Source organism: Pseudomonas sp. P5_B2, from assembly GCF_056400445.1.
Genome location: NZ_JBFULH010000241.1, coordinates 1 through 6,527 on the forward strand (window position 1 = coordinate 1; position 6,527 = coordinate 6,527).

At 57.7% G+C, this 6,527-nt stretch carries 7 protein-coding genes and 2 pseudogenes; 4 read left to right on the top strand and 5 right to left on the bottom strand.

The genetic code is table 11. The annotated features are described in order from the left end of the window. Positions 1-240: 240 nt before the first annotated feature. Positions 241-939: a potassium channel family protein gene (locus AC1DRJ_RS17095; RefSeq protein ID WP_477803195.1), complete on the top strand. Its 699-nt coding sequence runs from the start codon at positions 241-243 to the stop codon at positions 937-939. Between the two features lie 8 nt (positions 940-947). Further along, positions 948-1,112, top strand: coding sequence for a hypothetical protein (locus AC1DRJ_RS17100; RefSeq protein WP_477803196.1), 165 nt, complete (start codon positions 948-950; stop codon positions 1,110-1,112). A gap of 267 nt (positions 1,113-1,379) precedes the next feature. On the opposite strand, the gene AC1DRJ_RS17105 is transcribed toward AC1DRJ_RS17100, so the two are convergent. Then, entirely contained in the window at positions 1,380-1,808 is a 429-nt protein-coding gene (locus AC1DRJ_RS17105) for a universal stress protein (protein WP_477803197.1), read from the bottom strand. A 399-nt stretch (positions 1,809-2,207) separates the two neighbouring features. On the opposite strand from AC1DRJ_RS17105, the gene AC1DRJ_RS17110 reads away from it, so the two are divergent. Then, complete coding sequence (locus AC1DRJ_RS17110) at positions 2,208-3,341, top strand: aminotransferase class V-fold PLP-dependent enzyme (protein ID WP_477803198.1); 1,134 nt, start codon at positions 2,208-2,210, stop codon at positions 3,339-3,341. A gap of 165 nt (positions 3,342-3,506) precedes the next feature. Further along, positions 3,507-3,824, top strand: coding sequence for a DUF6124 family protein (locus AC1DRJ_RS17115; RefSeq protein WP_477803199.1), 318 nt, complete (start codon positions 3,507-3,509; stop codon positions 3,822-3,824). Positions 3,825-3,921: 97 nt separating this feature from the next. On the opposite strand, the gene AC1DRJ_RS17120 is transcribed toward AC1DRJ_RS17115, so the two are convergent. The 4 genes and pseudogenes from AC1DRJ_RS17120 to AC1DRJ_RS17135 form a co-directional block, all read right to left on the bottom strand. Further along, positions 3,922-4,272 (bottom strand): DUF2200 domain-containing protein, encoded by a 351-nt coding sequence (locus AC1DRJ_RS17120; protein ID WP_477803200.1) that lies wholly within the window; start codon positions 4,270-4,272, stop codon positions 3,922-3,924. A gap of 180 nt (positions 4,273-4,452) precedes the next feature. Continuing rightward, a pseudogene (locus tag AC1DRJ_RS17125) lies at positions 4,453-5,010 on the bottom strand (P-loop NTPase family protein). 126 nt (positions 5,011-5,136) lie between these two features. Next, positions 5,137-5,409 (bottom strand): annotated as a pseudogene (locus tag AC1DRJ_RS17130) (XdhC family protein); the annotation flags it as partial. A gap of 80 nt (positions 5,410-5,489) precedes the next feature. After that, positions 5,490-6,527: molybdopterin cofactor-binding domain-containing protein (locus AC1DRJ_RS17135; protein ID WP_477803201.1), on the bottom strand; the 1,038-nt coding region annotated here is incomplete at its 5' end.

Here is a 6,527-nt window from a genome sequence, read left to right on the forward strand (position 1 = left end):
GTTCGGGAATACGGCCGGAACTGAAAGCAATCGGCCAGACGTAGGTGTTGCCCAATGACCTCTTTGGGTCGATATCTGCCTGTCGCGAAGGGTAGGAGTCGACCCATGGCTGCCTGTCGGTTTCAATCCTCTTAAAGGTATTCACGACTAGAGTTTCACTCCCAACTATTCTAAAGCAAGATCAGAATTCACCCGTGCAACGTCAGGTATCGAGCGTTACTTCGGCATAGGGAAACCGGTATGGCAAATCCGCAAGACAAAGCCGAATCCGACACAGATTTAGCTCAGATGGTGATAGGGCTGGGGCCCTGCACTTACCTGTTGCTGCTCTTGCTAGGGTTGATCCTTCTGTTTCCCTTTCTTGAGGAGGGTCTGATTGCTCGCATGTTGCTCGGCATTCTGTTTTCGGCCGTGCTGCTCGTGGGCGCATTCGCCACCAGGCAGACCCGGTCGGGATTGATCCTCAAACTGTGCCTGGCGTTGTTTGGGATTGGCCTTCAATGGACGGCCTTGTGGACTGAGAGTATCGCGAATCTTCAACTTGCCGGGATAACCTATGCGGCGTCTCTTGCGGTTTCGTTCAGCGGAGTGCTTCGCTACCTTCTCAAGCGCGGGCCAATTACAGCCGACAAGTTGCATGGCGCGCTTGCGGGCTACATCATGCTGGCCTTTGTTTGGTCCTTCATCTACGCCCTGGTCGAGATTTCCGCCGCTAGCTCCTTCGGACCTGGCAACTTCGATTTCAGCCGCCCCGGCACTTTCTTCAAACTGATCTATTTCAGCTTCACGACGCTTACGACCACCGGTTACGGTGATGTTATCCCGTTGACCAACCACGCCCGCTCACTGGTGATGGTAGAAGAGTTTTCAGGCGTCTTTTACGTGGGGGTCGTGATAGCGCGGCTTGCCGGTATTTATCCGTCGCGCCAGGCCAGGTGACGCCCGATTTGTCTGAGCCATCTACGGGCATTGGTTACGATGACGCCGATCTACTGATTGTTGATGGACTGATTGCGGCCATCGGGCCAGATCTGGATGCACAGGTGCCGGTGGGTGCCCAAGTGAACGAAGAGCGCGTGCTGTTTGCGTACATCGCACTGGAACTGCGCTAAGCGAACACATATAACGCAACGTGTCTGACCGTTTTTAGCCGATTTCTGTCGGTCATGGTTACGGAACGTGCTGGTCAAGTCCGATGCAAATGGGKGGTCAAGTCAGCTCAGAGCCACCAACTGCMWGGCATAAAAAACCCGRCCAGGCGTTAAYCTGGTCGGGCAGAGAGGGGCCAGAAGCGGGCACTGAGGATCTACAAAAGCAGGGGCAACTCAGCCAAGCCTGATGCCCCGGTGCCTCTCTCGTCAGAAACACTGTGCCCAGGCTTATTTGACCAGCAATACCGGAACTGAAACCTCATGCACCACGCGGCTGGCCACCGAACCCATTAACAGGTTTGAGAGGTTGCTCATCCCACGCGTGCCCATTACCACGGTGTCGCAGCCCAACGCCTTCACCGCCTTGGCCACCTCTTTCACGACTTCCCCCGTCGACTCGTGTATCTGGTGACGGACGTTCGCGGCCTGGAGGATCACCGCCGCCTCGCTGGTGACATCTGCTGAGTGCTGCAGAGCTGAGGTGTTCATCTGCTCCACCATCTCGCGAGTAATATAATCACCATACAAAACGGGCGCCGACTGGACATTGAGCACATGCACCTCAAGGTCCGGATATACCCGGGAGAATTCAACCAGATACTGCAGGGCCCGTTTTACGTTTTCAGAGCCATCGAAAGGAACCAATACCTTTTGCATTTAAACACCTCATCGCACTTCAAACTCATGACACGGATTCAGAGTAAAGACAGCGATACTCTAGTGGTCAAGTCAGCTCAAAGTCACCAATCGCCAGGCATAAAAACCCCGACTCGGCGTTAACCTGGTCGGGCGTGTCTACCACTGCCACCGGCATCGCTTTACAGGCTTTTACCCTTCGTAACGGGTCGTTATCGACCGAACGCAAGAAGGTAGGAATCTTTAAAGCCCACCCTCCCACAACTCAGCAGCCACCTGCGAGCATTGCTACGTCCAGTAATCGACCTGATGAGGCCAGCCGCTCGACAGAAGTCGCAATTCAATCCCGAGCAATCTTGTCATTTGCCAAGTCTTAGGGCAGGGTCGATACCACTGACATCTCTGCCAAAGGAGTCACCCATGTCAAAGCTATATCCCAGTATCGATCCCGAGGGCCTGGTCGAGTACTCAGTGGTCTACACCGACCGCTCGCTCAACCACATGTCGCAGTCATTTCAAGGCGTGATGAAGAACATTTCCAGCACCCTCAAACAGGTCTATAACGCCCAGGCTGTTGCGGTGGTCCCGGGCAGCGGCACATTCGGCATGGAAGCGGTGGCGCGACAGTTTGCCACCGACCAGCAATGCCTGGTGATACGCAACGGCTGGTTCAGTTATCGCTGGAGCCAGATCCTTGAGATGGGGAACATCCCGGCTGCCACCACGGTGCTGAAAGCCCGACCGGTCGACAAGGGTCGCCAGGCTGCCTACGCGCCACCTGCTCTGGACGAAGTGCTGGCAGCCATTCAGGCGCAGAAGCCGCAGATTGTCTTCGCCCCCCACGTTGAAACCTCATCAGGGATTATCCTGCCCGACGAGTACCTGCGGGCCGTCGGCGACGCCGTGCATGCGGTGGGTGGCCTGTTCGTGCTGGACTGCATCGCCTCAGGCACGCTTTGGGTTGATATGCAGAAATGCGCAGTCGACCTGCTGATCAGCGCACCGCAGAAAGGCTGGAGCGCATCCCCTTGCTGCGCCTTGGTGATGCTCAGTTCCTTGGCCCTCGAGCGCATCGAGCAGACGCAAAGCAGCAGCTTCGCCTGCGACCTGAAAAAGTGGCTTCAGATCATGCAGGCCTAYGAACAGGGCGGACATGCCTACCATGCGACCATGCCCAGCGATTCCCTCGCGCGATTCAACGAAGTGATGAAAGAGACGCAAGCCTACGGTTTCGACAAGGTCCGCGGCGAACAACAGGCTCTGGGTGATCGGGTGCGCGCAATGTTGACCGGCAAAGGCATCAAAAGCGTGGCCGCGGCCGGCTTTCAGGCCCCTGGCGTAGTGGTGAGCTACACCGATGATGCCGACATCAAGAGCGGCAAGAAATTTGCCGCTCACGGCCTACAGATCGCCGCCGGAGTGCCGTTGCAATGCGACGAGCCGGCCGACTTCCAGACCTTCCGCATCGGTCTGTTTGGACTCGAAAAGCTGCACAATATCGAGCGCACAGTCAGCACCCTCGAGCAGGCACTGGACGAGGTGATGGTTAACTAAGCCCTCATCCTGCCCGCAGCACATACCGAACGTGTGAATTCCAGGAAGGCATCCTGCCCTGGGCACTGCGGCCCAAGGCGCGGATCTTCGACGAACATGACGCTGGTCGCCCGGACGTCATGTTAGAACCATAAGGGAAAGCCCGTGCACGTGTCTTACTGACACGTGTGCCCTTCAGCGCTATCCGAAAAAATTTCCAACGAAGCCGTCGAGCGAGCACTCAATTTCCACTTCCCGTCGAATGCCGACATTAAAGCCACCAAGCGAACCCGCAGTACCCTGTTTTCCGTCGACCCAGAAGCCACAGCCGAAACCCTGGCCGTGTCCTTGGTCGAGACGCTGGCGTCGGTCGATGTGATGGTCCATCAGTTGGTGGATCATCTGGAGGGTGAGTCGCGTTATGCCTTGCTGGGTATTTCCAACAGCATCATGGTGGCGGAGATTACGGCGAACGGGACGTTGGATAAGGTTGAGCCCAGCTAAGTAGTCGCTGTCCTGGGGATAGGGGGGGCTCCGTTCCGGTTGTGCATCAGCCGTTTTTTTGCTGTTGGCCTGGCTCACACTAGCTTGGCCACGGGATTTATTGCCGAAGCACCTTCTCCATGGATTTGCCTTTGGCGAGTTCATCGACAAGCTTGTCCAACTGGCGGATTCGTTTCATCAGTGGATCTTCAACATCCTCCACACGGATACCGCAGACCACGCCTTTGATGAGGCTGCTGTTCGGATGCATCTCCGGCGCTTGGGCAAAGAAAGCTTCGAAGTCGACGTTCAGCTTGAGCTGTTGCAGTAGACCCGCTTGGTCGTAGCCCGTGAGCCAGCAGATGACGCGGTCAACTTCTTCTTGTGTACGCCCCTTTCGCTCGGCTTTCGCTACGTACAGAGGATAAACCGCCGCAAAGGCTGTCGAGAAAATTCGATGTCCGGACATTTGCGTTTCTCCTGGTATACACGGGAGTGCGGATGGAGGGAGGTCTGACTATAAGTAGACGATGCGTCTGGCGGAAGTTTTTCTGCCGATTGTGTTTGATCACCGCTTTGACCGGGGGAAGTGGTCGAGGATCKCGCCTTAGATGACGTAGGCAACCATGCCCGGTGCATACCCGATATGTCATCTGTCTGGTGAGGAGGTTAATTCAGGACCGGTTTCAGACATTGCAGGCAAGCTGTCGAGAAAAGCGGCAATCTGTCGGGTACCCCGCAAATGTACCGTAGGAATTTTCGGGCCTATGGCCAAGCGCACCGCCTCGATGCCTGGACGATAGCCACGATCGAAATTCCACACGAAATTCAGAAAGGTCAGGAACTCCCGGTCGAGCTTCTCTGTACAGCCCGCGGCAAGGTCCGGGCGAGGGCGGTTCATTACGCTGCGCAGGATCACCCGGGTGAAACAGGTGAGCCGCGGCGTATCGAGCTAGATGATCAAGTCGGCACGGGGCAGGCGAAGATCGAAGGTACGCCGGGCATAGTTGCCTTCACAGATCCAGGCAGCCGGTGCGACCGCTTCATTGACCCGAGCGCGGAATTGCTCAGCGTCGGGTTCGACCCAGTCGGGCTCCCAGAACAGGGTGTCCAGGTGCACCACGGGCAAGCCAAGGCGTATGCCTAGAGTGCGGGCGAGGGTGGATTTGCCGCTACCGGCATTGCCCAGAATTACAATCCGTTGCATGGTCGGACTTCCTGTCGCGAAAAAGCCGGCGATTGTGCAGGTTTTGGGACTTCAGTTAAAGGCTGATGTGGGGCTGACTGTGGATTCAACCCATGGCTGATATTCAAGACAGACGCCAATTGGCCGATTGCCGCTGACGCCATAGCGCACCACCTCAGGCGCGCCGTCCTTCATGCCGCTCCCGCCATGGGCTGTTGTGTAGCGATGGATCAGGTCATCCTCAATGCAGCCACCGGACACGCTGCCCACCACCCGACCGTCGTTACGCAAGGCCATCATCGACCCTACCGGGCGCGGCGACGAACCCCATGTACGTGCCACGGTGGCGAGCAGCACGCGCGCTCCGGCGGCGAGCCAGTCCCGCGTGGTGCGCAGGACCAGCAAATCGATGCTTTCCATCTGGCTCTCCTCTAGCGCATGTGCAGCGCAATCGGGCTGCTGGCCGGATCGGCTGTTACTCATCGACGCTCCGGCGCTGATCAGGTGAAGGTGTGTCGGCTCATGGGCAGGCTGCGAACCCGCTGGCCAGTCAACGTTGCCACCGCATTGGCGACAGCGGGCGCGACGGCGGGCAGCGGCGGTTCGCCGATGCCACCCATTTTTTCCCCGCTCTCGACGACCCGTACATGCACCCGTGCCATCCGCGCAGGCGGCAGGATCGGGTACAAGTCGTAATTGCGAGCCCGGGGTTTTCCATCAACCCACACCGACTCCTCCACCAGCGTTTGAGACAGCCCCAGCGCCACGGCGCCATTGACCTGAGCTTCAACAATCGCCGGGTTGACGATGCTGCCGGGGTCAATCGCCTGCCAGATATCGTGCACCTTGACCTGTCCGTTCTCGATGGACACCTCGGCGATCACGGCAGTCTGCGTACCAAACGGCGAAGCCATCGCCACGCCGCGCGCACGTTTTGTGCCGTCCTCGGCGGTAAACGGGCCGCGCTTCCAGCCCCCTGACAGTTCACTTACAGCCTGCAGCAGTGTGGTCAGGCGCTTGTTGTCACGAAGCAAATGCATGCGCAGTTCGAACGGGTCCTTGCCGCCTTTGTCAGCCAGTTCGTCAAGGAACGATTCGTAGAAAAAGTCGTTAAGGGAATTGCCCACCGAACGCCAGTAACCCAACATGGCCGGACCTTTGACGTAGATCTGCGCAATTCGCTTGTTAGGAATCGCGTAGGACTTGCCCGTCAACCCTTCAAGCGCCGTAGGGTCGAGCTTTTCACCCTGTTTGCCCGCGATGGCCTCGGTAGGACCTTCGGTGGCACTGATCGCTTCGATTGCCAGCGGCCAGCCATCGTTATCCAGCGCGGCGCGAAAATTGACCGCTGCAACGGGACGGAGTACGTCACGCAGGAACTCTTCCTCTCGACTCCAGATCAGTTTGACCGGACGTCCGACCGCCTTGGCCAAGGCGATGGCCTGGGGGTAAGGACTCGCTGAGTCGTATAAAAAATGCCGTCCGAAGAACCCGCCCAGCAGCGGCGAATGCAAGGTGATCTGCGCAGGATCAAGACC